Here is a 23911-nt window from a genome sequence, read left to right as displayed (position 1 = left end):
CGGTTTCGGCCGGGCATGAAACAGGCTGACGCGGCCTTGAAGGCTGCGTCGATGGGAGAATTGGCGTGGCACGTATTGCCGGCGTAAACATTCCGACCAACAAGCGGGTGGTCATCGCCCTGCGCTATGTCTACGGCATTGGCCCGTCGACGGCACAGGCAATCTGCAGCAAGCTCGGAATCCCCGATGCGAAGCGCGTAAACGAACTGTCTGACGACGAGATCGTAAAGGTCCGTGAACTGATCGATGGCGAATATCGCGTCGAAGGTGATCTGCGTCGTGAGACAGCCATGAACATCAAGCGTCTGATGGATCTGGGCTGCTACCGCGGTCTGCGTCATCGTCGCGGTCTTCCGGTCCGCGGTCAGCGTACGCACACAAATGCCCGTACCCGTAAGGGTAAGGCTGTTGCGATTGCTGGCAAGAAGAAGGTCACGCGCTAATTCGCGCCTGACGGCTTCACTCTGACGCTTCTACTGAACTTTTAGGACGACCTCTCTTATGGCTAAGGCCGCAGCACCGCGCATTCGCAAGAAAGAGCGCAAGAATATCATCTCTGGCGTTGCTCACGTGCTTTCCACGTTCAACAACACCATGATCACGATCTCCGACGCGCAGGGTAATGCAATTGCATGGTCCTCCTCGGGCGCACAGGGCTTCAAGGGCTCGCGTAAATCCACGCCGTATGCTGCTCAGGTTGCAGCTGAAGACGCAGGCCGCAAGGCTCGCGAACACGGTATGGAAACGCTTGAGATCGAAGTGTCTGGTCCGGGTTCGGGGCGTGAAAGTGCTCTTCGTGCGCTGCAGGCTGTCGGCTTCACCATTACGTCCATCCGTGACATGACGCCTGTGCCGCACAACGGCTGCCGTCCGCGGAAGCGTCGTCGCGTCTGAGTGATGCAGTGCCACTTACCCGGTGGGTATGTGGCACTTGTAGTGATTGCATCTTCTACCGCACGATCCGTGCGGGCCAGGTGCCGCCAATTTTGTTGGCGGGCTTCGTTGTTTGAAAGGCCACGACCTTGGTTCTCCAGAAAAACTGGCAGTCCCTCATCAAGCCGGAGAAGCTTGAAGTCGAGCCCGGCCCGGTTGCCTCACGCGTCGCCACCGTCGTGGCGGAGCCGCTGGAGCGCGGTTTCGGTATGACGCTCGGCAATGCGCTGCGTCGTATTCTTCTGTCTTCCCTTCAGGGCGCAGCAGTTACCGCCATCCAGATTGATGGTGTTCTGCACGAGTTCTCTGCAGTCCCAGGTGTGCGCGAAGACGTGACGGACATCGTCCTGAACGTTAAGCAGCTCGCACTTCGTATGCATGGTGAAGGCCCGAAGCGCATGATTCTCACGGCAACTGGTCCGGGAGAAGTGACGGCTGGGCAGATTCAGGCTGGTCATGACATTGAGATCATGAATCCTGACCTTGTAATCTGCACTCTTGATGATGGTGTGAAGCTCGGAATGGAGTTCACCGTCAACATGGGCAAAGGTTATGTTGCAGCCGCTGCAAATCGTCCGGAAGACGCACCGATCGGTATGATCCCGATTGATGCCATCTACTCGCCGGTTCGTCGCGTGTCTTACAAGGTCGAGCAGACCCGTGTTGGTCAGGTCACTGACTATGACAAGCTGCTGCTGACGGTGGAAACGAATGGTGCTGTAACGCCAGAAGATAGTCTGGCTCTTGCTGCGCGTATTCTTCAGGATCAGCTTCAGCTGTTCATTAACTTTGATGAGCCGCGCCCGGTCCAGCATGAAGAGCCGCAGGATGACCTGCCGTTCAACCGTAATCTTCTTCGCAAGGTTGACGAGCTTGAGCTTTCGGTGCGTAGCGCCAACTGTCTCAAGAACGACAACATTGTTTATATCGGCGATCTGGTGCAGAAGTCCGAACAGGAAATGCTCCGTACGCCGAACTTCGGGCGTAAGTCGCTCAACGAGATCAAGGAAGTTCTCACCGGTATGGGGCTGTCGCTCGGCATGAGCGTCCCGGCCTGGCCGCCCGAGAACATCGAGGATCTGGCCAAGCGTCTCGATGAGACGTTTTGAGAACTTCTAAGGTAAGGAAAACTAGCAATGCGTCATGGTGTGAGTGGGCGTAAGCTCAATGTCACCTCTTCTCACCGCGCTGCCATGTTCCGCAACATGGCTGTCGCACTCATCAAGCACGAGCAGATCACGACGACGCTGCCGAAGGCGAAGGAACTTCGCCCGGTTGTTGAAAAGCTGATCACACTCGGCAAGCGCGGTAACCTGCACGCTCGTCGTCAGGCTTTCGCGCAGCTGCGTGATGAGGCTGTTGTCAGCAAGCTCTTCAGCACCGTTGCTGAGCGTTATAAGGCACGCGCTGGCGGTTATTCCCGCGTGCTGAAGGCTGGCGTTCGTTACGGCGACAACGCTGACATGGCTGTCATCGAACTCGTTGAACGCGATGTTGATGCCAAGGGTCAGGACAGTGGTCCGAAGCCGGTTGCAGAAGAGCAGGCAGCTGCCTGAGGTTTTCCTTTTTAGGAAACCTGAAAAAGCCGGTGCAGTGATGCACCGGCTTTTTTTTATTCTTCGGTTCACATTTCTGAACTGAATGTGTACTTTCTGTCATATCTCTTGCAGGACGATTCCCTTCCGGTTCTTCGCAACCGGCTTTTTTCCTCCATTCGTTTGGATGGGGAGGGCATCTTTTTTCTGAACGCAGGCAATCTGTCTGCGTCTTTCATCCTGCATCATTTTGAGAAACGGGTCCGAGCACTCTCGTAGGGCCCGCAACGACGCATCCCATATCTGTTTCGGCAATGAGGTCGAAGCAGGTTCGTGACGCGCCTACGCCTGGAGAGCAAACATGTCCGAAACAGCCGCACCAAAACGCGGGCTAGCGGAAATTCTTGGCATCCCACGCGCCCTTTTCTGGGCTTTTGTTGGTCAGCTTCTATTCATGGTCGGGGACGGTGTTGAAGCCGGTTATCTTGACACTTACATGCTGCATCACGGTCATTCCCAAGGCTTCGTCAACGAACTCTTCACTTTTTACGGCATCACGGTCATGATTGCAGCGTGGTTTTCAGGTCCGCTGTCTGATCTGATGGGCCCGAAGAAAGTCATGTGGCTGGGTCTGATTCTGTGGGCCATTCTGGAAGTTGGCTTTCTGACATTCGGTCTGGGTCCGAACAATGGCCCTATGATCCTTCTTTTCTATACGTTGCGTGGGTTTGCCTATCCGCTATTCGCGTATGGTTTTCTGGTTTGGATCGCGGCTGCCACGCCTGCGGCCATGCTGGGGTCGGCTGCGGGTTGGTTCTGGTTTTCGTTTTCTGCGGGTCTGCCTACGCTGGGATCGCAGTTCGCTCGTTACACCATTCCCCAAATTGGTGAACTCAAGACGTTCTGGTGTTCGTTGGGGCTGGTCATTATCGGTGGTCTGGTAGCGCTCCTGTTTACACATGAGCCAACGGGGAAAAAGCGTCTGCTGCCGGATCATATTCCGACAAAGGACATTTTTTTCGGTTCTCTCAGCATCATGTGGCGTGAGCCGAAGACGACGATTGCGGGTATTGTTCGTATCATTGATACCTCGTCTGAATATGCTTTTCTTGCCATTATGCCAGCGTTCTTCGTGGATCAGCTACACTTCACGCTTGAACAATGGCTGAACCTGCTCTCGTTGATCTTCCTGAGCAACATCCTGTTTAACCTTGTGTCTGGTATGGTTGCCGACACCTTGGGACACCGGTTTGTTGTGTCGGTTTTCGGTGGCATTGGTGGCTTTGTTGCCATTCCTCTGTTCTATTATGTTCCGCTCTGGTTCCCTGGGAATTTCTGGGCCGTTGCTGCTGCAGGTATTTTCTACGGAGCAACAGTGGCTGCGTTTGTCCCGCTTTCTGGACTCATGCCGCAGATTTGTCCTCGTGAAAAAGCCGCTGCGCTTTCCATTCTGGGTCTGGGTGCGGGCGCGTCAACATGGGTCGGTCCTGCTATCGTCTCCCTATGTGGGGCGATCTTTGGTTCTGGCATGAGCTATGTGATCTGGACATTCGCCGTGATCTATCTTGCTTCAGCTGGTATGACCTTGGCTCTCAAGATTTCTCCTGAGGCGCGACGGTATACAGAAGAAGCGACGGCGCGTGGTGAGGCTACGACTGCTGTCGGCCACTGAGGTCATCAACATCAGATTGTTGTCCGACCGTCAAAGAGTAGTGGGGGCAGTTCGTTTTCGAACTGCCCCCGTTTTTGTATGTATTGGATACGTCGATTATGGAGTGCAACATTATGGATGCAGATCTCGCATCATATCTGGACGAAACGGTTTCTTCTTTGCAGGACGGTGCTGATCGTCTCGTAGATTGTGACAGCATGAAGAAAAAAACGTGCACGTTTCTAAAAGAGAGCCGTGCTCTTATGGCAGATTTGATGGCGGATCAGCCGTTTTTCTTGCTTTCGGCCGCATTCGCCAGTGGGTTGCTCTTGGGGCGAGCTGTTTTTTCGGGAAAGAAACCTTCCTGAGGCATAGGACGTTACGACATGACCACGACCTGTTATTCAAGGATCATGTTCCATGCTGCACTATGCTATCGTTTTCTTCATCATTTCCATCATTGCCGGCGTATTCGGCTTTTCGGGAATCTCCGCAGCAACAGCAGGTATTGCGAAGCTGTTTTTCATCATCTTCCTGGTTCTGGCTGTTCTGGCCATTCTTGCAGGTGTTGCCGGACTTCATGCTCTTTAAGGGCATGTGTCAGTGCCCTAGGCGGGTATAAAAAAAGGCGGGTACCGGAAGGTCCCGCCCTTTTTGTATTTATCGGCCGTTCTTGTCTTGCTGGATAAAGGACGGCAGAAGCGGGTTGTCCATTTGGAGAGACGCTTTGGTCGGAAGGTCTTTTGTGCTCCAGCCACCCCCGAGATCTGTCAGGAGCGCCACTTCGGAATTGAATTGCTGCTGCCGGATATTGAGCTGGGTCTCTTCGTATTGCAGTGCGGTCTGCTGGGCGGTGATGACGGTGGTGTAGATCTGGGTGCCAGCAAGATATTCATTCATGGACACACGAACAGCAGCCTGAGCGCTCTCAACGGCTTGGTTCTGAAGTGTCAGTTGCTGGGCCAGATAATGCAGATTGGACATATGGTCTTCCGTGTCCTGCATGGCTGCCAGAACGGTCTGGCGATATGTGGCCACCGCATTATCGTAATCGGCTTCGGCTTCACGAACTGCGGCGGTTCGTGCGCCACCCTGGAAAATGGTCTCGGTCGCGGCAGCGCCAAGGCCCCAGGTTCGTGTGGCGGTTTGGATCAGTTGCTGGAGAGGATTTCCGCTATAGCCGTAAGAAGCGGACAAGGTGATTTCCGGGAAGAAAGCGCCAATCGCGTAACCGATTTCTGCATTGTAAGCTTCCATGTTCCGTTCAGCCTGAGCAACGTCTGGGCGACGTTCAAGGATCATGGAGGGGAGAGCGACAGGCGCTGGAGGCAGGGTCTTTGGAAGAAGTGCCGTTGCGATGGTTACATCTGCTGGTGCCCGACCTGTTAGCATCGCAATAGCGTGTTCATATTGCGCGCGTGCGATATGGGCGTTGGCCAGACTGGCTTCTGTTGATTGCAGAAGATATTTGGCCTGTAGGACGCTGGTAGGATCTGCAACGCCAGCTTCGAGCTGATTTTGCAGGATTTTCAGGTTATCCCGATAGAGACCGACATTGCGCGTATAAAGATCGATCAGGCTGTCCTGATAGCGCAGGCTGAAATAATCCTGTGCCAGCGTCAGTTGGTAAGACAGTCGCATACTGGCAACAAGGGCCGCATCACCTTGTGTGGCCGCAACCTGCTCCTGGACCTGTCGGCGTACTTTGCCCCAGACGTCCACGGTCCAACTGGCAGATGGGCCAGTGGCCCATGTGTTGCTCGTATAGGATTGGGAGGAACTGTAGGTGAAACCGCCGCTGGTGCTGGTCGCACTGCTGCCCTGAGAATTACGATTGAAGCTGAAATTGCCGCTCAGGGTTGGGTACAGGCTGGCTTTGATGGAATTGATGGTTGCCGCAGCCTTGCGATATTGTGCCTCATATTCCTTCAGGCTCTGGTTAGACGTTGCGACGCGTTCTTCAAGATCGTTCAGAAGGGGATCGTTGAAGATTGTCCACCAGTCCCCTTTGGGCATAAGGGCCAGATCTGGCTGTGCTTTGTTCCAGCCCGCAGGAGGGGGAGCTTCCTTGAAATGTGCGGAGATCACTGCCGAAGGACGATGATAATTCGGTCCGACCATGCAGCCGCTCAGGAAAGGCAGGGATGCGGCTCCCAGAAGAAGGTTACGCAGGGAAGGCATGCGAAGGGCGGTCATCAGATTTCCGTTTCCCGGGGCGAGATGTGAAGCAGGGTAGCAAAATGATGCCGGACGCGACCGAGCATCTTTCCAAAACGATCGAGATAGAGAAACACGACGGGCGTGCTGTAGAGCGTGAGAAGCTGGCTGACCATCAGGCCGCCGAGAATGGCGATGCCGAGAGGCCGCCGCAGTTCGCTACCGTATCCATTGCCGAAAACAAGCGGAACAGCACCAAAGGCGGCAGCAAGGGACGTCATGAGGATAGGACGGAAGCGCAGGACGCTGGCCTGATGAATGGCTTCCAGAGCCGTGGCTCCTTCACGTTGCGCCACCAGGGCGAAGTCGATCAGCATGATGGCGTTTTTCTTCACGATACCGATCAGCAGAATAACGCCGATCATGGCCATCAGTGAGAATTCCTGTCCGAAGACCTGTAGAGCCAGCAATGCGCCAACACCTGCGGAGGGAAGTGTCGACAGAATGGTCAACGGGTGAATGAGGCTTTCATAGAGGATGCCCAGAACGATGTAGACCGCAGCCAGCGCCGCGAGGATGAGCAAAGGCTCATCGCTGACGGATTTCTGGAACGCAGCCGCATTCCCTGCAAAGCCTCCATGAATGGTGGGTGGGACATGCAGTTTGACCATGGCGGCTTCGACGGCCTGAACGGCCGGGCCCAGCGAGGCGCCGGGCGCCAGATCGAAAGACACCGTTGTGGCGACGGACAGGCCATCATGATTCACTGTCAGCGCCGTATTGGTCATGCGTTGATGACCCAGTACCCCAAGAGGAACCATCTTTTCGGAACTGGTCGTTACAGCAGATCCGCTTGACGCAGATTTACCGCCAGCGAGTGCGTTGGCCACGGAGTTCAGGTAAGATTGTTCGCTCTGGGAGAGGGTGCTGGATGTCGTGCTGGCTCTGACGCGGAGATTGTTGGAGGATGTTCCCCCTGTCGCCGTACCGCCGGATGCGCTGACCCACATCTGCTTCAGCGTTTCGGAGTTCTCCCAGTAATGCGGCGCAACTTCCATAACCACATGATACTGGTTCAGGGAGCCGTAGATGACGGATGCTGAACGCTGTCCGAAGGCATCATAGAGCGTGTTGGCAATCAGCTGTGGGGTGATGGAGTATCGGGAACTCATATCGCGGTTGATGGCGATTGCGATGGCCTGACCGCCTTCCTCCACGTTGGATGACACATTCATCAGCAGGGGAATTCTGGAGAGGGCGGCCACGATTTTGGGCGTCCACTCGTAAAGCTCTTCTGCCGAAGGTCCTTCCAGAGAATACTGATAGGAGGCATCTCCAGAGCGTGCGCCGACCCGGACGGCTCCCGGTGCCATCAGGCGCAACTGGGCTCCCGGGACATTGGCGAAAGCTCTGTTGAGGCGTTGAACGGTTCTGGCCAGGCTGTCCTTGCGTTCTTCTTTGGGTTTGAGGGCGATGAACATATTGGCTGAATTCGCGGAGCGGCCGCCTGCGCCGCCCATGACACCAGCCACATCCCGATCCGCGGCCACGACTTTCATGGCGCGGGCGGCAAGCGCTTTTAAAGACTGGAACGACACGGACTGATCCGCGACCAGTCGCCCCATGAGTTGTCCCGTGTCTTCAGACGGGAAGAAGCCTTTGGGCATTTTTACGAAGAGAATGCCAGCCAGAAGAAGTGTGGCGGGAAGGGAAAGAACAATCAGGAAAGGGTGCCGCAGACCCCAGCCCAGAGAGCGATCATATCCTTTGGCAATACCGTCGATCGCTTTTTCCAGAAGAGAGCCGATCTTTCCCCAGAGTGTCTGGCTGTTGGCGGGTGTGACATTGAGGATCATGGCGCTCAACATCGGAGTCAGCGACAGCGACAGCACCAGTGAGATGGTCAGGGTAATGACCATCACCATCGCGAATTCATGGAACAGACGTCCGGCAACACCCCCCATGAACATGATGGGGGCGAACACGACAACCAGGGATACTGTGATGGAGAGAACGGTGAAGGCTACTTCACTGGCCCCAAGGATGGAGGCTTCCACGCGTTCATGGCCCATCTCCATGTATCGGGTGATGTTTTCAAGCACGACGATGGCATCATCGACCACAAAACCTGTGGAGATGGTCAAGGCCATGAGAGACATGTTGTCGAGCTGGTATCCCATCAGGGCCATGGCGCCGAATGTTCCGATAATGGACACGGGGACGACGACGGCCGGGATGAGAATGGCTGAGAAGCTGCGCAGGAACAGCAGAACGACAATGACGACGAGCACAACAGCAATAATCAGGGTTTGCTTCGTATCGTTGAGAGACGCCCGGATGGTCTTTGACCGGTCGATCATGACGTTGAGATGGGTGTTGCCCGGCAATGCAGACTGAAGAATGGGCAGACGGCTGCGGATACCATCCACCGTCTTGATGACGTTCGCACCTCCCTGCGTGAAGACTGTGCAGATGATTGCGCGCTGGCCGTTGTGAAAGCCCGTCTGTCGCAGATCCTCGACACTGTCATTGACGTCCGCAACGTCTGTCAGACGCACAGGCTGATTGTTGCGATAGGCAATGACCAGTCCGCGATAGTCTTCGGCTTTGCTGGCCTGATCGTTCGTGGACAGCATCAGGCGGGTGCCGTGCGAGTCAATGAAGCCTTTAGGGGTGTGGGCATTTGCTGACGCGAGAGCTGCTCGGACGTCTTCGAACCCGATACCGTAGCGGAACAGGCGTAGCGGGTTCAGCTCGACACGAACGGCGGGCAGGGAACTGCCTCGAATTTCGACTTCTCCAACGCCTTCAACCTGACTGAGCTGCTGGGTCAGGACATTACTCGCAAACTCGTAGAGTTCCTGCGGTGTCCGAGTATCGGACGTCAATGTCATGGCAATGACTGGCGGTCCGTTGGAATTAGCCTTGTCGTAGGTCGGGTTGGTGCGAAGAGTGGAGGGAAGGTCCTGTCTTGCGCCCTGCAATGCTGACTCTACATCCCGCGCCGCGCCATTGATGTCTCGGGAGAGATCGAACTGGAGGGTGATGCGCGTCTGGTTGACGGTGGATTCAGACGTCATTTCCGTGACACCCGAAATCGCGCCCAGATGGCGCTCCAGCGGGGCGGCCACCGTGCTGGCGATCTCGGAAGGAGAACCGCCAGGCTGGTTCGCCATCACCATGATGACTGGAAAGTCCACGTTCGGGAGGTCGGCAACGGGAAGGCTGAAATAGCCCAGAATACCGGCGATCACGAGCGCAACGGCCAGAAGGGTTGTCCCGACTGGCCTCATGACGAAGAGGCGGATCAGGTTCACGGGTTGCTATGCGGGCTTGGGGAAGGTGTCCGGCTGGCCTGATAGCGTTGTAGCAATCCACGGGTTCTGCGGCCGATACCGTCCATGAACAGGTAGATGACCGGTGTTGTGAACAGGGTCAGCATCTGCGACAGCATCAGGCCACAAACGATGGCGACACCCAGAGGGCGGCGCAGTTCTGATCCGACGCCATGACTCAGCATCAGAGGCAGGGCACCGAACAATGCGGCGAGTGTTGTCATCAGGATGGGGCGGAAGCGCAACAATGCGGCCTGTCGGATGGCTTCCAGAGGTGTGTGTCCCTCCAGACGTTCCGCTTCAAGGGCGAAGTCGATCATCATGATGGCATTTTTCTTCACGATGCCGATCAGCAGCACGATGCCGATGATCCCCATGATGTCGAGATCCATCCCGAACAGGTACAGACCGATCAGCGCCCCGATCGCTGCGGAGGGCAGTGTGGAGAGGATCGTGATGGGGTGGATGAAGCTCTCATAGAGAATACCCAGCACGATATAGACCGCGATGACGGCCGCCATGACCAGCCAGATTTCATTGGTCAGGGACGAGCGGAATGCGGCTGCTGTTCCCTGGAATGCGGTCTGGAAGGCAGGCGGCAGGCCGATGCTCTGCTCTACACGCTCAATGGCATTCGTCGCTGCCCCCAGTGAGTATCCTTTGGCGACGTTGAACGAAATAGTTGTGGCCGGGAACTGTCCGTAATGGCTGATGAGCAGGGGGGCCAGACTATGCGTGATGGTTGTGACCTGCTTGAGGGGCACCAGGCCGGACGTTGGCTGGCGTGTAGGTCCTGATGTGCTGCCTCCGGCTTCGGACGAAATCCCCGGCAGATAGAGCTGATCCAGAGACGTCAGATCGCTCTGAAGCTCCGGCAGAGCTTCCAGAATGACACGATACTGGTTGGCCTGTGTGTAGATCGTGGAGATCTGGCGCTGGCCGTAACTGTCATAGAGAAGGTTATCGACCGTCTGTGGGGTGATGGAATAACGTGCGCCCGTGGCCCGATCGAGGGAAAGCTGGGCCACCAGACCTTCGGCCTGAAGATCGGATGTCACATCCGCGAGGGAGGGTTCTTTCTGTAGTTCAGCCACAAACTTCGGCACCCACGTTTTGAAGGTGTCATAGTCCGGGTTTTCCAGCATGAACTGGTACTGGGTTGCGGAGATCGAGGAATCCAGTGACAGATCCTGAATAGGCTGAACGAAAAGCTGCGTTCCAACCACATTCTGGCCGAGCTGACCCAGACGGTGAAGGATGGTTGTCAGGTCAGATGTGCGATCGGTGCGGGGTTTCAGATTGATCAGGAAACGCCCCACATTCATCGTCATGTTCTGGCCATCGATGCCTACAAAAGACGAGATGCTGGCGACGTCAGGGTCTTTAAGAATTTCCGCCCCAAGGGCCTGCTGACGGTCCTTCATGCCTTCAAAAGAAATCGCCTGCGACATGACCGAGATACCCTGCACGACGCCGGTATCCTGAGTTGGAAAGAAGCCTTTCGGGATCGTATAGGCGAGAGCACCCGTCAGAATGATTGTTCCCAGCGTAACCAGAAGCGTCAGCCCGCGGAAACGAAGCACAACATCAAGCCAACGACCATAAAGCGCGATCATGCCGTTGATACCGCGCTCGGTTGCGTTGGACAGACGCCCCCAAAAGCCGTGGTTTGCGGAGGGAGCGTGCGTATCCGTCAACATCCGCGCGCACATCATCGGGACCAGTGTAATGGACACGATGGCGGAGATGACGATGGTGATCGACAGCGTCATGGCGAATTCGTGGAACAGACGCCCTACGACATCCTTCATGAACAGCAGCGGGATTAGTACTGCGATTAGCGAAACGGTTAGCGAGATGATCGTAAACCCGATTTCGCCGGCACCCTTGAGAGCGGCAGTATAACGGTCTTCGCCAGCTTCAATGTAACGCGCAATGTTTTCGATCACCACGATGGCGTCATCGACCACGAAGCCTGTCGCAATGGTCAGGGACATCAACGACAGGTTATCGAGCGAGAAGCCAAGCAGGTACATCGCGGCCATCGTGCCTACGAGGGACAGTGGGACCGAGAGGCTTGGAATGATTGTAGCGGGGACGTTGCGCAGGAAGACGAAAATCACGCCAACAACGAGCACCATGGCCAGGCCAAGCTCGTATTCCACATCTTCGACAGAGGCTCGAATGGTCGTGGTCCGGTCCGTCAGTGGTGTGATTTCAATACCGGGCGGCAGGTCCTGTTTGAGTTGCGGAAGAATGCGCAGAACATTGTCCACAACTCCGATGACGTTAGCGCCGGGCTGGCGCTGTACGTTCAGGATCAGGGCAGGCGTTCCATTCGACCATGCTGCAAGCTGGCTGTTCTCGGCGCCTTCCACAACGGTGGCGACGTCTCGCACGCGGATTGGACCATTGTTCTGGTAAGCAATGACCTGATTCATCAACTGCGCCACGGATTGGATCTGTCCGTCGATACGAAGGGATGTCGAGCGCTTGGGGCCGTCAAACGTCCCTGTTGGAGAGTTGACGTTGACGGTTGTGATGATGGTGCGCAGGGTGTCGATGGCGATGCCGTAGGAGGTCAGCTTCGGGATGTTGACCTGAATGCGATACGCCTTGCGATTTCCGCCGGATAGCGTCACGAGACCAACGCCAGAAATCTGACTGATTTTCTGCTCAAGGCGCGTGTTGACGTAGTCTTCCACTTCCGGAAGCGGCATTGTTTTGGACGTGATGCCGAGTGTCAGAACGGGTGTGTCTGCTGGGTTGACCTTGGCGTAGATCGGAGGGGCCGGAAGATCCGTCGGGAGTAGGGACGTTGCGTTGTTGATCGCCGCCTGAACTTCCTGCTCCGCCACATCCATGGACATATCGAGGCCAAAACGCAGGGTAATGACCGACGCGCCGCCAGACGACTGGGAGGTCATCTGGTCCAGGCCGGGCATCTGACCAAGCTGCGTTTCAAGCGGAGCGGTGACGGATGTACTCATCACGTCTGGTCCGGCGCCCGGATAGGAAGTCGAGACCGTAATCGTCGGATACTCGACCTGCGGAAGCGCTGAAACAGCCAGAAAATGGTAGCCGAGCAGACCGCTCAGCAGGATGGCGAACATCAGGAGGCTGGTGGCAACCGGACGTTCGATGAACAGGCGGGACGGATTCACGGTCTTGCTGTTCCCTGTGAACGGTCAGTGAGTGCCAGCGGCATCGGGGGCAGAAGGATCATTGCTGTGCTTGGCAGCATCAGTGCTCTGCTGGCCGTTGCTGTGGCGATGATGGGTTTCGGCCGTCTTGGCTTCTGCGGCAGCGGTCTGGTTGGTGGACGTATCCGGGATCGACACCTTCTGGCCAGGACGCAGATGGCTGACACCGTCGGTCACCACACGGTCTCCAGCCTTTACACCGGAAAGGATGACGGCATTGCTGTCGTCGGTCTCACCCACCTTCACGGGGACGTCCTTCACCGTCATGTCTGGCTGGACGACGTAGAGGAATTGGCCGTCCGGACCGGTTTGGAGCGCATTGCCTGGAACAATCAGAGCATTATGCAGCGTCTTGACAAGCAGGTGTGCGTTGACGAATTCGTTCGGGAACAGGCGCTCATCTTCATTGGTGAAGATGCCACGCATACGGACCGTACCGGTTGACGTGTCGATCTGACTGTCCAGAGCCTTCACGGTGCCATCGGCGATTTTTTGGGTATTGTCGCTGTTCCAGGCTTCGACCGGAAGTTCACTGACGTCATGCAGCCTATCAGCAACGGGGCCGATCTGATTCTGCGGAACCGTGAAGATAACGGAGATTGGTTCCATCTGCGTTAGGATTGTCAGACCGCCAGACTGGCCTGCGGCGACATAGTTTCCTTTATCCAGCACGCGGATACCGACGCGCCCATCAACGGGCGCAATGATGTGGCAGTACATCACGTTCAGTTCGGCATTGCGGACATTGGCTTCGTCGAACTTTACGGTGCCTTCCAACTGCTGGACTGTGAATTCCTGATCCCGTGCCGTCATGGCTGATGTGGAGTTTTGACGGATCAGCTTCTGGTAACGCGCATTGTCCACGCGTGCCTTCTCAAGCTGGGCGCGATCAGCGGCGAGAGTGCCTTTGTATTGCGCCAGTGTCGCCTCATAGGGGCGTGGATCGATCAGTTCCAGTTCGTCGCCCTTCTTAACGTGCTGACCTTCCTGGTAATACACGTCCAGAATATGGCCGCTGACACGAGGGGTAATCGTGACGTTGGTGACGGGGACGACCGTGCCGAGAAGCTGAAGAACGACTGGCATGTCGCCGGTATGAACCGTGGCGACGGCGACCGGCTGTGTATCGCCGGATTGGCCCTTGTGTCCTCCTCCCGCATTCCTTCCGTGCGGACGGAGGACCGCAAAAAGAATCAGCAGGAGAACAAGAACGATGATCCCCCAGAGGAGCCAGCGCCGACGGGGACGTCGGGCGGAGGGAAGGGGCTGGGCGTTACTGCTCTGGTGGCGGTCGCTGGAGCCGGCCGTCTGCTCGTCCATAATCGTTCTGTCTTTCCCGTACACTTGGATCCGGATGTGCTTGAGAAGGGCACCCGTTTGTCAGTCATTCTTCTATAGTGCAGGCTGTGCAACCCTGCCATGACAAGACCTTAAATCCTGTTCAGGTTTGGAAACGGATTTGAAACCATATGCCTTAACAGGCTGCTTTTTCAGGGTATTACTCTCTTGCTCCATTTCATGATCGCACCATATTCTTGAGGCAACCCTATGGTTCGCTGGTCGTTAGGATCAGGAACGGATCATATCCGGAGACAGGAGAGACACATGGCTGATACGACGACAACCAAGGCTGAGGGCCTTCTCGACGAAGCCAAGGGCAAGGTTAAAGACGGTATTGGTGGTTTGACCGGCGACACGGCAACGCAGGCTGAAGGCAAGTTTGACCAGCTTTCTGGTATGGCGCAGCAGGAATTCGCTGACCTGTATGATGAAGGTGAGACAAAGCTTGAGGCAGCCACCGCGTTTGTGCAGGATCGCCCGCTGATTTCCGTAGTCATTGCGACTGTTGTTGGAATCATTGTCGGTGGTCTGCTGTTCGGTCGTAAGAGCAGCTAATTTCGCGCACGAATGACTTCGTGTGTTAGAAGCCTTCCGGAGTAATCCGGGAGGCTTTATTTTTATGGACTGGTTTTACGAGAGCAATGGGCAACAGTCTGGCCCTGTTTCCCGTGAAGAAATTTTACGTCTGATCATGCAACAGCGTATCCGGCCGGAAACACTGGTCTGGAATCCATCGTTTGGCGATAGCTGGCGACCAGCTTCAGCTGCTGGCCTGGTGTCCCCGTTGACCGGCTTTCTGAGGCCGAAGGCGGAAGTGTCGGAACACTGGGCCTGGGTGCTTCTGGTTGGTCCATGGCTCATGGGACGAATGACACTTTATATCATGGACTGGCGGCATGTTCCTGAGGTCGCTCGCATGAATACTAACGGCATCGTCGGGCTTCTGGTTCTGGGGTTGTTTTTTACAGCATTTACCCTGGATCGGAATGCCATCCGGGAAGCAGGAAATACACCGCCGGGTTTCTGGTGGTGGCTGTTTCTGCCTGGCTACTTCTGGCGTCGTCGTCAGGTTGTTGGGAAGGGGATGTCGTTGCTGGTGGTCAGTCTGGTTCTTCTGGTGTTCAACATTGGAGACACGATTGCCCGTTTTCCTGAAATTCGTGAGCAGGCACGGCATGCCCATCACGCATCAGGATCTGTTCAGTCAACGGCACCAGCGGATGGAGACGGAGAGCAGGAGAACCTCTGAAGCGGCTGGAAAGAGTCTTTCGGAACACACTTGACAGCTTAATCTGAAAAATAACCCATTTTTGGGCTTCCCTTTCGAGTCGCCATGATTCAAAACCGATTCGGTAGTCAGTTTATTGACCGGATCGGTCGGGGAGCAGTTCAGGAATGCCAGATTATGCCCTTGAAGCCGCCCATGGAGGGCTGGTCGTCGGGATCGACGAAGTAGGGCGTGGTCCTCTGGCGGGACCTGTGGTTGCTGCTGCTGTTGCTTTCACGTCCGAGCCTGATGAGAAACTCTCGGCTCTGCTGGATGATTCCAAGAAGCTTACGGCAAAGCGGCGTATGGTCGCCTACGACCTGCTCATGCAGACGCCGGATATTCTGACGGGGATCGGTGCGGCGTCTGTGACCGAAATCGAAAAAATCAATATTGCTCAGGCCTGCCATCTTGCCATGCGTCGGGCATTGGACCGGCTCGGCCGGATGCCTGATCTGGCTCTGGTTGATGGCAAGCACGCCCCGAAGCTGCCGTGCCCCATTCAGATGGTGATTGGTGGAGATGGCATCAGTCTTTCCATCGCAGCAGCATCCATTATCGCAAAAATTACACGTGACCGTCTGATGGCCCGTCTTGCTGTTCGGCACGATGCCTATGGGTGGGAGCGCAATGCCGGTTACGGCACTGCCGTTCATATGAGCGGTTTAAAAATTCGGGGCGTTACGCCCCATCACAGGCGCGGATTTGCGCCTATCCGAAACATGATTGAAGCAGAGGCGCACGCAGCATGACCGGCGAACTTCCCGTGGACCAGATCCTGCGTGGTGAATGCGTGGAAACGATGAAGACCCTGCCGGATGGTAGCGTGGACTGCATCTTTGCCGATCCGCCATATAATCTTCAGCTTCGCGGAGAACTGCGTCGCCCGGATGAGACGGTTGTCGATGGTGTTGATGATGCCTGGGACAAGTTTGACGACTATTCCGCCTATGACAAGTTCACGCGGGAATGGCTGTCCGAAGCGCATCGTATTCTGGACAAGGATGGCACGATCTGGGTGATCGGCTCCTATCATAACGTGTTCCGTCTGGGCGCGATCCTTCAGGATCTTGGCTTCTGGATCCTGAACGACATCATCTGGCGCAAGTCCAACCCGATGCCGAACTTCCGTGGGCGTCGATTTACAAATGCTCATGAGACCATGATCTGGGCGGCAAAAAGCCCGCAGAGCCGGTATCGGTTCAACTATCAGGCCATGAAGGCGCTGAATGATGATCTTCAGATGCGGTCCGACTGGTATCTTCCGCTTTGCACCGGCAATGAGCGTCTGAAGAACGAGCACGGCCTGAAGCTGCACCCCACCCAGAAGCCGGAAAGTCTGCTCCATCGCGTGCTTGTGGCGTCCACAAATGTGGAAGATGTTGTGCTGGATCCGTTCTGTGGAAGTGGCACAACGCCAGCGGTGGCCAAGCGGCTGGGACGTCATTATGTCGGCATCGAGCGTCATCCGGATTATGTAAAGGCTGCGCGGGAGCGTGTGGCCCGTGAAGAGCGCCTGACGTCTGAGCAGATTGCTGTGACGCCTGCGAAGCGTGAAATGCCACGTATTCCGTTTGGAAGTTTCGTGGAAACGGGTGTGCTGCCTGCTGGAACCGCTCTTTATGATCGTCAGAAACGCCTTAAGGCGACGGTCACGCCTGACGGTACCCTCGTATCTGGTAATCAACGTGGGTCCATTCACAAGCTGGGCGCAATGTTGACGAATGCGCCGTCCTGCAATGGGTGGACATTCTGGTTCTTCGAGCGTGACGGACAGATGGTGCCGATTGATATCCTGCGTCAGGAGAGTGTAGCCCTCCGGAACGTGGGCTAATTTTCCTTAGACGCCATCTGCAGCTTTAAGAACTGCAGAGCTGCTTGTACGGCTTCTGAAACGTGTTTGGAGGTTACCTTGCACGTGAGCTGTACCCGGACCCCTGCCATGGGGGACGAAAATATTAAGTATGGTGGTGTTCGTCCGATCTTTCGGAACTGATGACGCATAGGCCGATGAATAAAAAAAAGCCGAAAGGAGAAAATTCCTTTCGGCTTTTTTTGTGTCTCTGAAAATGAAGGGATTAGCGACCGGCGAAGCCCAGGAAACCGGAAGCCGGATCAGTGCTGGCGCCCCTTTCGTCGAAACGTGGAGCAGCCTTCTTGCGGCTTGTGGTGGCAGCGCTGCCGCCGATTGTCAGATGGCCACTTCCACCCTTCATCTGAACGCCACTATCCTGAACGCTTGTTTCCAGACGGCCATCAGGATTGTAAGTGCGCATGGAGAGCAGCAGGAACATGATGTCGTTGCGATTTAGATCGATGGCCATGTCGAGGGGCGTCTGATCGAGAATGTTGTGTGCGTTCATGTCCGCACCGCGATTCAGGGCTTCCTTGGCCGCGTTCAGTGAACCGCGATTGACGGCATCAAACAGGGCCGTTGTCGGGTTCGTATCCGTACGGGCATGACCGGCATCATCGTCGGATGCTTCCGCACCTGGCAATGCTGATGGAGGCGCTGCCCGCTTGGCAGCTTTGCGGGCCTCAGCCTTTTTGGCGGATTCCTCAGCTTCCTGTTCAGCTTCTGCGTCATCGGCGTCCTGCGCATGGGCAGAGTGCCAGGGCACGAAAATTGTCGGTGTGGCTGCCAGGGCGGCAATCAGCAAAAGGCGGGGAAGGGTCAGAGGCAGTCGCATGGGGTCAATATACTGCGATCTGAAGTCCTGTGCGAGTCTCCAGAATCGTCGTCCCCAACTTGTCACACGTCGCAACATCAGCGTCCTTCCCGCCACCAGCCAAGCCCAAGACATCCAAGAGCGAGAACAAGCGCGAGCCATCCAGGGATCAGGTTCTGGGTCCGCGTTTCTCCGGCGACAGCAGCCTTGCTGACAGGAAGGCCAATCCAGCCGGATCCAGAAAGATCCTGCCCGGTCTGAATCTGTCGAAGATGCGGGATTGAAAGCCCCGCCCAGTTCTGGCTGCCGCCAGAGGCTTGGGCGATTGGTCCCATGACGGTCGCCGTTGCGCGGAGATCCTGCCGTTCCAGAACATCCTGAGACACGGGGCTTGCGAAAGCGACAAGGCCGTCTTGTCGGATCGTCCAGATTCCATTCCCACTGACGGGGAGCGTGCCAGTCCACAGTCCTTTTCCGCCCGTCATGGAGAGGGGTTGGGTCCGGCCATCCGGGAGTGTCACCATGGCCTGCGGTGTGATGGTCGTCTGGCCAAGAGCATGGCGCTCGACAAGAAGCTGCCCGTTTTCAATACGGGCTGTCAGGCGGTTCTCCTCAAGGTCTGGTTCTTTCATCAGCCAGTGGGACAGGCGACGAAGCAGTTCCGCCTGTGGGCCGCCACCGCCTTCGCCACGAGACCAGAGCCAGAGCTGATCAGACAGAAGCATGGCCACGCGGCCCTGTTCCACACGATCGAGTAGAAGCAGCGGAGAGCCGTCAGGCCCGCTCATCAGATTCTGCCCGTGAGACTGATCGACTTTGGCAGACCGATACCAAGGCCCCCAGTCGCTGCTGTTTCCAAGACCTGCGGTGACAGGATGCGCCTTACCGAGATCTGTCAGGCCGGGGCGGAAAGGCTGGGTGACGATCCCGTCCGTTGGGACATGAGCGGGAAAAACCTGCGCCAGCGTCGTGTCCTGCAAAGACCCGTCCTGCACGAATTCCGGACCGGCCGTGACAAGCAGGCCGCCTCCCTTGCGCACATAGTCCGCAATGTTGGTGAGATACTCTTCGGGCAGGATATTGCTGTTCCGAAAGCCATCCAGAATGATGAGATCGAAACTGCGGATCTTTTCCTGAAACAGTTCCCGAATAGGGAATGGGATCAGCGCGAGATCGGAGAGCGGTGTGCCGTCGTCTGTATTGGGCGAGCGCAGAATGGTGAAGTGGACCAGATCAACAGAGGGGTCGGCTTTCAGAAGGCGGCGCCAGACGCGTTCGCTCTGATTGGGTACTCCCGAAACCAGCAGGACGCGGAGCCTGTCCCGAACGCCACGGATCCGGATGACATCAGAGTTGTTGAGTTGTGAGGCTTCACTAGGAAGGGCGGAAACAGACAGGCCAACCAGCGTTTCGCCGGGGTGTTGAACCGGGACAGTGATGTCTTGTGGTTGGCCGGTCTGGATTTCGCGTGTCGCAGGTTGGGCATCGCCAGCGCGAACAGTCAGCGTGGCTGTTGTCGTGGCGGGTGATCCGAGATCGTCCACCTGAAGGCGAATGGTCGCGTTCTGTCCGACGATGGCATAGGGCGGCGTGCTGAGAATACGCAGCCTGCGGTCTGTTTCTTCTCCCTTGGCCGTCAAAAGGAGGTGCATCGGCAGTGTCTGCCCATTCGGGCCGTGGAAGCGCACAGGTAGATGCGCGGGCACGTCATGGTCCATCCCGTCCGTGACAACAATCGCACCGGCAAAGCGACCCTGCGGCAGGTCGGCATGATCCATCGCGTCGAACAGACGTGTGCCGTGTCCGTTGCCTCCGGGAACATCGACCCGGTGTAGGGTCAGGCCGGGGAGATGGGCGGCATCCTGCATGATCTGGCTGGCTGTCTGATCAGCAAGCGCGGTTCTTTGGCCAACCTGCATGGAGGGAGAGCGATCGACGATCAGGAGCGCATCCTGAGGAACAGGCTTGAAAACCGGATGGAGCGAGCGTGGGCCAGTCATCCAGCCCAGAAGCACCAGAACGGCAAGGGCGCGCCAGATCATCCCGCGTGCGCCACGGATGAAACCGTACACTGCGCCTATGGTAATGACGGCCGCGATCGTGATGAGCAGCCAGAGTGGCAGCATGGGGGCGAGATCGAACGTCATGGTGCGTCCTCCTCGTCTTCATCCGTACTGCCTGTGTTCGCTTGTCCGTCTGGATTGTCCTGTCCCAGTCGGCGCAGCATTTCAGGGTAGTGAGCCTGATCGCTCTTGTAGTTTCCAGTCAGGGCGTAGAGCACCATGTTGACCCCAAAGCGATAAGCCTGTGTGCGCTGGTCATCTCCGCCGGGTAGCACAGCATAAGGATGGTTGCCGGATGCATCGACGGCCCAGGCATGTGCCCAGTCTCCATTGCCGATAATGACCGGACTGACGTCATCATTCGCCTCGTCTCCGTTGCGGGAGACATAGACGGGCTGACCGTTGATCCGGCCGGGAAAACCGCTGTGGAGAAGATAGAAGGTGTGTCCCAGAACGTGTTTGTCCGTCAATTTGGCGAGGGGAGGAATGACTAGCCCATCCGTGACGCGTTTCAGAGCTGCCCGGACTGCGCCGCCTGACCCGGCATCCATATCCGTGCCTGCGCCCTGTTGATCGATCAGCAGGATACCGCCGTGATCCATAAAAGCATTGAGAGCCTTGGTCCGAGCAGCATCAGGTTGGGCATCTGCGGTAATGGGCCAGTAAAGCATCGGGTAGAACGCGAGATCATCCTTGCCGGGTGTTACGCCATCCGGATGGCCGAGAGCCGCTGAACTCCGCGCACTGGTATAATCGGACAGGCCCTGAAGGCCTTGTTTTGAGGCTTCATCCACATCGTCATGTCCGGTCAGAACATAAGCGAGACGGGTTTCAAGGGCTGCTGGTGGAGCTGAGGCCGGGAGGGCTGGGGGAGCACTGGCTGTCTGCGCCTGTGCCTGTGGCATGGCGATCAGAACCAGTATCGCAGCTATTGGTCCGAGCAGGCCGCGTCGTCTGAGAGACAGGGCAAAGTCTACGAGTAGCACCAGAAGTCCAGCCGCCAGAAGCCATGGCCCGATCGGCCGGTCTGGATGCGCGCCATCCGGTGTAATGCGCCTACCGAGCAGTGGTTCTTCATTGAGAAGAGCAGAGTGATTGGAAACATTGAGCGCACGGGTGCCATGTGCGGGGCCGTAAAGACCCGGAGGATGGGTCACGCTGATGTTCGTCTTTGAAAGATCGTTCCCATGAATGGAGCGTGCGGCCTCAGGTGGCATGACGAGGGCGCCCTCGCTGTCGAGCATACGCCATGGAGCAAGATCGGTTGGTCCGCTTCCGGCCACACCGGCGGAACGTTCAATCAGGCGTTCCAGCATTTGTGGGAACAGCCCTGAAATGGGCAGGTTGGACCAATCGGGAGAGGCCGTGACGTGGAACAGGACGATTTCTCCATTTCCTTCCGTACGGGCGGTGACGAGGGGTGTTCCGTCTGCCAATGCGGCCCAGACATGATCCTGAAGGCCGGTTTCAGGCTTCGCGAGGACCTGACGGGAGACTGTGACATCAGCCGGAATGGTCAGATCGGCAAAAGGCGAAGAGGCCGGAAAGGGCTCCAGTGCCTGTGGTTTCCCCCAGGACATGGGGCCGCCAAGCTGGCGCATGCCGTTCATCAGAGGGACAGGGAGGAGCGCATCTGATGCCTCAGCTGACGTGTCGTCCTGCTGTGGAGATTGTTCTGCGGCGAGGCCCGGACCAGCGAAACGGATGAGCATTCCACCGTGGCGAACCCACTCCAGAACACGCTTGCGGGTCTGGTCGCCAGACAGCGCCCCATCGGTTGCGACCAGAACGGAAAGGGACGAACCGAGCAATGCATTCGCGTCGCCGTTATGACGCTCCGACACTGTATCGAGGGCGTGGTTCAGGAAGAATGCCGAACCGATAAGAGGAGTGGTATCGCCCGGTGTCTGTAGCAGGCCGACCGGGCGGCGATGACCGGCGTCGCCGAGCAGAACGGTTGTAGCTGGTCCTGTCATACCTTCGAGCGTGAAATGATCGAGCTGGTTTCGCAGCAGAGTCGGGAGTGCGAGGGTTTTGTCCTCGCCAACCTGTGCGGGGAAGGCAGCAAGCGTGCCTCCATTGGCGGCAACCGCCCGAATCGTGACAGCGCGAGAGGGGCAGCTCAGGCCTTCAGCTTTGGCGTGAAGAGCCCCGTCGGAATTAGGGCCGGCCGACAGACGCAGGATATCGCATGCGTTCCAGCGCATATCCTGTACGGAGCGCGATTTGCCTAACGCTGTCTGAAGGACTGCATCATCGGGGGATGCAAGCCCATCAGACAAAACAACGACATGCTTGTCAGAGAGATCAACCCTCTGGAGCAGGTCTGCAAGTCCAGCGCGATCCACGGGCCAGGAGTGTGCGTGCAGATGCTCCAGATGTTCGGACAGGGCGTGCCCATCCTGCGTCGTGAATGGCTCAGGCATGGCGCCATCTGAAGATCGGGCGGCATGAACGATGGTGACGGGGTTGCCATTGCGAAGAGCGGTTTGCCCTAAAGACAAGGCTGCCGCCACACGTTCATTCCAGTGTGGGATGGATGCCCAACCATCGTCGAGAACGATCAGGAGGGGGCCGTTCGTTGTGTCACTCGTGTGTGGAATAAAGACTGGTCGGGAGAGGCCCAAAATAACGAGGGCAACCGCCGCAATCCGCAGGATGAGCAACCACAGCGGTGAACGCGCTGCATCTTCACGCCGGGCCGTCAGTCGCTTGAGCAGCAGCAGGGAGGGAAAGGTTTTTTCCTGCGGGGCTGGCGGCGTGGCGCGGACGAGCCACCACAGGGCGGGGAGCGCCAGCAGGCCCAGAAGCAGAAGCGGGGACAGGAAGATCATCGGCCGCCTCCCATGGCAAGATGTAGGGCCAGAAGCGCCGGGAGCGGGTCCTGTGAGGTGTCATGCATGATGCAATCCGCGTGAAGACGGCCTGCGCTGCTTTGAAGAGCGGCGAGATGCGCGGACATGGCCTGTTCGTAAGCTGGCCCGAGGCTTTCCAAGGCAGGAAGGGTCAGAACGCCCCCTTCAAGTCCGGAAAACCGGATGCGTCCCTTCTGGTCGAGGGAGCGCTCACCGGGATCGAGAATGCAGAGCAAATGTGTGCGGACAGGTCGGTTGGCGCAGTGCTTGAGAACGGCATCAATCCGAGCTTCTTCCCACAGAAAATCACTGATGAGGACGAGATCTGTTTGCGGCTGGATACCGTCCAGAGGGGGGAGCTCTGGTTCATCTGGTGAGGAATGGAGAAGGGCGTCACCAAGGCGACCTAGCACCTGACGGCCAGCGAATGTGCGTCCCGCTTCCGGCCCCGTCAAAAGCCCGGCCTTTTCCCCCCCTCTGAGTGCGGCACCAGCAAGGGCCAGCGTGCAGAGTTGGGCGCGTTCGCGTTTGGTGGGAAGCGTGCCCGCAGAGCGCCAGTTCATGGACGGAGACGGGTCGCACCAGACCAGCAGGGACTGTGCGTTTTCCCGCTCCCGTTCCCGCACCCAGAAGGTGTTGTCAATCGGGGAGCGGGCGGATTGCCGCCAGTCGATGGCCGTTGCGGGTTCTCCCGCATTGTAGGGCCTGAACTGCCAGAAGTCTTCGCCATTACCAGCACGTCTGCGTCCATGCGTGCCAACCTGAAGGCTGGCGGCAATTTTTTCGGCATGCAGCAGAAGGGCCGGCAGGGCTAGACGCTCTGCCGGGGCGGTCATGGACTCTGAGGAGCGGCTGTTCTTGCGGGAGAACAGGCCGCGGAGCGCTTCGGTGGGACTTTTCAC

Annotated in this window: 19 protein-coding genes; 11 read left to right on the top strand and 8 right to left on the bottom strand. The window is 57.1% G+C overall.

Going from position 1 to position 23911, the window contains the following annotated elements; translation table 11 throughout:
* The first annotated feature begins 65 nt into the window (after positions 1-65).
* The 7 genes from rpsM (at position 66) to AC3B6F_RS03345 (ending at position 4710) form a co-directional block, all read left to right on the top strand.
* A complete protein-coding gene (gene rpsM / locus AC3B6F_RS03375; RefSeq protein ID WP_010502104.1) occupies positions 66-443 on the top strand; it encodes a 30S ribosomal protein S13 in 378 nt (125 codons plus the stop codon).
* Positions 444-501: 58 nt separating this feature from the next.
* Positions 502-894: a 30S ribosomal protein S11 gene (gene rpsK / locus AC3B6F_RS03370; protein ID WP_007282744.1), complete on the top strand. Its 393-nt coding sequence runs from the start codon at positions 502-504 to the stop codon at positions 892-894.
* A gap of 128 nt (positions 895-1022) precedes the next feature.
* Positions 1023-2042 (top strand): DNA-directed RNA polymerase subunit alpha, encoded by a 1020-nt coding sequence (locus tag AC3B6F_RS03365; RefSeq protein WP_023943111.1) that lies wholly within the window; start codon positions 1023-1025, stop codon positions 2040-2042.
* 27 nt (positions 2043-2069) lie between these two features.
* Positions 2070-2489: a 50S ribosomal protein L17 gene (rplQ, locus tag AC3B6F_RS03360; RefSeq protein WP_282858834.1), complete on the top strand. Its 420-nt coding sequence runs from the start codon at positions 2070-2072 to the stop codon at positions 2487-2489.
* Between the two features lie 340 nt (positions 2490-2829).
* Entirely contained in the window at positions 2830-4140 is a 1311-nt protein-coding gene (locus AC3B6F_RS03355) for an MFS transporter (protein ID WP_489823388.1), read from the top strand.
* A 113-nt stretch (positions 4141-4253) separates the two neighbouring features.
* On the top strand, positions 4254-4487 hold the full coding sequence (locus AC3B6F_RS03350) for a hypothetical protein (RefSeq protein WP_034880489.1): 234 nt from the start codon (positions 4254-4256) through the stop codon (positions 4485-4487).
* Positions 4488-4539: 52 nt separating this feature from the next.
* Positions 4540-4710, top strand: coding sequence for a DUF1328 domain-containing protein (locus tag AC3B6F_RS03345; RefSeq protein WP_007282750.1), 171 nt, complete (start codon positions 4540-4542; stop codon positions 4708-4710).
* Positions 4711-4779: 69 nt separating this feature from the next.
* Here the strand turns inward: AC3B6F_RS03345 and AC3B6F_RS03340 are convergent, their stop codons facing one another.
* From AC3B6F_RS03340 to AC3B6F_RS03325, 4 genes are read right to left on the bottom strand one after another with little or no spacing between them, the layout of a single operon-like run.
* On the bottom strand, positions 4780-6315 hold the full coding sequence (locus tag AC3B6F_RS03340) for an efflux transporter outer membrane subunit (RefSeq protein WP_489823387.1): 1536 nt from the start codon (positions 6313-6315) through the stop codon (positions 4780-4782).
* Positions 6315-9593 carry an efflux RND transporter permease subunit gene (locus AC3B6F_RS03335; RefSeq protein ID WP_489823386.1) on the bottom strand — a complete coding sequence of 1093 codons (3279 nt, stop codon included), beginning with the start codon at positions 9591-9593 and terminating at the stop codon, positions 6315-6317. Before AC3B6F_RS03335 ends, AC3B6F_RS03340 begins: the two co-directional genes overlap by 1 nt.
* Positions 9590-12775, bottom strand: a complete 3186-nt coding sequence (locus AC3B6F_RS03330) for an efflux RND transporter permease subunit (RefSeq protein WP_489823385.1) — start codon at positions 12773-12775, stop codon at positions 9590-9592. Before AC3B6F_RS03330 ends, AC3B6F_RS03335 begins: the two co-directional genes overlap by 4 nt.
* Positions 12776-12799: 24 nt before the next feature.
* Complete coding sequence (locus AC3B6F_RS03325; RefSeq protein WP_023943098.1) at positions 12800-14134, bottom strand: efflux RND transporter periplasmic adaptor subunit; 1335 nt, start codon at positions 14132-14134, stop codon at positions 12800-12802.
* Positions 14135-14419: 285 nt separating this feature from the next.
* Between AC3B6F_RS03325 and AC3B6F_RS03320 the strand changes: the two genes are divergently transcribed.
* From AC3B6F_RS03320 to AC3B6F_RS03305, 4 genes are all read left to right on the top strand, one after another.
* Complete coding sequence (locus AC3B6F_RS03320; RefSeq protein WP_007282756.1) at positions 14420-14710, top strand: CsbD family protein; 291 nt, start codon at positions 14420-14422, stop codon at positions 14708-14710.
* 64 nt (positions 14711-14774) lie between these two features.
* Complete coding sequence (locus AC3B6F_RS03315; protein ID WP_489823384.1) at positions 14775-15404, top strand: DUF4339 domain-containing protein; 630 nt, start codon at positions 14775-14777, stop codon at positions 15402-15404.
* Between the two features lie 146 nt (positions 15405-15550).
* Entirely contained in the window at positions 15551-16174 is a 624-nt protein-coding gene (gene rnhB, locus AC3B6F_RS03310) for a ribonuclease HII (RefSeq protein ID WP_489823383.1), read from the top strand.
* Positions 16171-17256: a site-specific DNA-methyltransferase gene (locus tag AC3B6F_RS03305; protein ID WP_010502073.1), complete on the top strand. Its 1086-nt coding sequence runs from the start codon at positions 16171-16173 to the stop codon at positions 17254-17256. Before rnhB ends, AC3B6F_RS03305 begins: the two co-directional genes overlap by 4 nt.
* Positions 17257-17500: 244 nt before the next feature.
* Here the strand turns inward: AC3B6F_RS03305 and AC3B6F_RS03300 are convergent, their stop codons facing one another.
* From AC3B6F_RS03300 to AC3B6F_RS03285, 4 genes are all read right to left on the bottom strand, one after another.
* Entirely contained in the window at positions 17501-18112 is a 612-nt protein-coding gene (locus AC3B6F_RS03300; RefSeq protein ID WP_489823382.1) for an ankyrin repeat domain-containing protein, read from the bottom strand.
* Positions 18113-18189: 77 nt separating this feature from the next.
* On the bottom strand, positions 18190-20238 hold the full coding sequence (locus tag AC3B6F_RS03295) for a glutamine amidotransferase (protein ID WP_489823381.1): 2049 nt from the start codon (positions 20236-20238) through the stop codon (positions 18190-18192).
* Complete coding sequence (locus tag AC3B6F_RS03290; protein ID WP_489823380.1) at positions 20235-22988, bottom strand: DUF4159 domain-containing protein; 2754 nt, start codon at positions 22986-22988, stop codon at positions 20235-20237. The genes AC3B6F_RS03295 and AC3B6F_RS03290 overlap by 4 nt, the downstream gene beginning before the upstream one ends.
* On the bottom strand, positions 22985-23911 hold the full coding sequence (locus AC3B6F_RS03285) for a DUF58 domain-containing protein (protein WP_489823379.1): 927 nt from the start codon (positions 23909-23911) through the stop codon (positions 22985-22987). The genes AC3B6F_RS03290 and AC3B6F_RS03285 overlap by 4 nt, the downstream gene beginning before the upstream one ends.

The sequence above is a fragment of the Gluconobacter sp. ESL1110 genome, assembly GCF_058107395.1.
Note: the sequence above shows the minus strand (reverse complement) of the source record. Positions and strands in the feature narration are given on the sequence as shown.

Bases quoted from the DNA above. Each gene is read 5' to 3' on its own strand.
- AC3B6F_RS03300 (WP_489823382.1), bottom strand. From the start codon at position 18,112: ATGCGACTGCCTCTGACCCTTCCCCGCCTTTTGCTGATTGCCGCCCTG.
- AC3B6F_RS03290 (WP_489823380.1), bottom strand. From the start codon at position 22,988: ATGATCTTCCTGTCCCCGCTTCTGCTTCTGGGCCTGCTGGCGCTCCCC.
- AC3B6F_RS03355 (WP_489823388.1), top strand. From the start codon at position 2,830: ATGTCCGAAACAGCCGCACCAAAACGCGGGCTAGCGGAAATTCTTGGC.
- AC3B6F_RS03345 (WP_007282750.1), top strand. From the start codon at position 4,540: ATGCTGCACTATGCTATCGTTTTCTTCATCATTTCCATCATTGCCGGC.
- rplQ (WP_282858834.1), top strand. From the start codon at position 2,070: ATGCGTCATGGTGTGAGTGGGCGTAAGCTCAATGTCACCTCTTCTCAC.
- AC3B6F_RS03340 (WP_489823387.1), bottom strand. From the start codon at position 6,315: ATGACCGCCCTTCGCATGCCTTCCCTGCGTAACCTTCTTCTGGGAGCC.
- rpsK (WP_007282744.1), top strand. From the start codon at position 502: ATGGCTAAGGCCGCAGCACCGCGCATTCGCAAGAAAGAGCGCAAGAAT.
- AC3B6F_RS03325 (WP_023943098.1), bottom strand. From the start codon at position 14,134: ATGGACGAGCAGACGGCCGGCTCCAGCGACCGCCACCAGAGCAGTAAC.
- AC3B6F_RS03295 (WP_489823381.1), bottom strand. From the start codon at position 20,238: ATGACGTTCGATCTCGCCCCCATGCTGCCACTCTGGCTGCTCATCACG.
- AC3B6F_RS03305 (WP_010502073.1), top strand. From the start codon at position 16,171: ATGACCGGCGAACTTCCCGTGGACCAGATCCTGCGTGGTGAATGCGTG.
- AC3B6F_RS03320 (WP_007282756.1), top strand. From the start codon at position 14,420: ATGGCTGATACGACGACAACCAAGGCTGAGGGCCTTCTCGACGAAGCC.
- AC3B6F_RS03315 (WP_489823384.1), top strand. From the start codon at position 14,775: ATGGACTGGTTTTACGAGAGCAATGGGCAACAGTCTGGCCCTGTTTCC.
- AC3B6F_RS03350 (WP_034880489.1), top strand. From the start codon at position 4,254: ATGGATGCAGATCTCGCATCATATCTGGACGAAACGGTTTCTTCTTTG.
- rnhB (WP_489823383.1), top strand. From the start codon at position 15,551: ATGCCAGATTATGCCCTTGAAGCCGCCCATGGAGGGCTGGTCGTCGGG.